Origin of the sequence: Thalassotalea sp. G20_0, assembly GCF_017744175.1 — a bacterium.
Classification (GTDB): Bacteria; Pseudomonadota; Gammaproteobacteria; order Pseudomonadales; family Endozoicomonadaceae; genus Endozoicomonas.
Genome location: NZ_JAGHQV010000268.1, coordinates 1 through 951 on the forward strand (window position 1 = coordinate 1; position 951 = coordinate 951).

At 53.2% G+C, this 951-nt stretch carries 1 protein-coding gene; it reads right to left on the reverse strand.

What is annotated here, in order from left to right; genetic code table 11:
* Positions 1-941 (reverse strand): hypothetical protein (locus tag J7438_RS25985; protein ID WP_209278928.1); only part of this gene is annotated, 941 nt, incomplete at its 3' end.
* Positions 942-951 lie beyond the last annotated feature (10 nt).

A 951-nucleotide genomic window follows, 5' to 3' on the forward strand; every position in this document is an offset into this window, starting at 1 on the left:
TGTTTCAGGATCAGCCATTGCTCATCGGTCAGTTCACCGCTAACCAGCAGCTGGTCAAATTCGCTGGCCATCTTATGAAAGGTATCGGTCTTTTGCAGGGTGTTTTCCTGTGCGGACAGATCACTGAAGATTGCGTCGAAATTATGGGTATTGATAACCCCGCAGGTTTTGCCGGGTAACACCGGTGTGTTGTTGACTGCTTGTTTGAATGCCGTGATATTCTCTGTCGGGGTGTGATATTTCTGCAAGACCAGCGATGCTGGCAGCTCCACCCGTTCACCATTGGCGATGAAGTAGCCTTGCTCAAGAATATCAGACAAATGTTGCCAGAATCGGCTTTTGGCATCCGGCGGGTCCACCAGGCAGATGGTCACAGGTTCAGGCTGGCTGCTGATCACTCCGTTACGAAAATACTGTTCTCCATGACTGTTGATGGCCAGGTTACCAAACAGGCTGGCAAAGACATCCTGACCCGCACAGTGAATCAGCAAACTCCCCGGCTCTGGTGGCTCCGTGCGCTGGCTTACCGACCGGGATGGCACAACGGCCCGGGGGTTAGTGGCTCTGACGGTTGCATAATCGGTTCTCTCCAAGGCAAATACCCGACGCCAGAAATCCGGTCCGGGAGCGTCAGCCTGGTATATTAAATCGTCCTTAACCAGAACAATCCGGCTGACTGCCTTGCTGATGGGGGGGCCATCCAGCCGGGGTGGATTCTCCAACAGCTCATTCAATGAGGCCAGCTGTCTGGGCCTGAGATTGTCACAATCGAAAACCAGGGTGATGGGCACTGACTGATAAAGAAGCCCGGGACGCTCGGTTTTTTGTCCGGGAGCGGGATAATAGTGCAGCCTTCTTAACGGGTGATGATCCAGGTCGTCCGGATGCCGGATAATAAAAAAAAACCCGGTACCTGTCGTTTCCCGATAGAGACGGATCAACTCCTCCTTC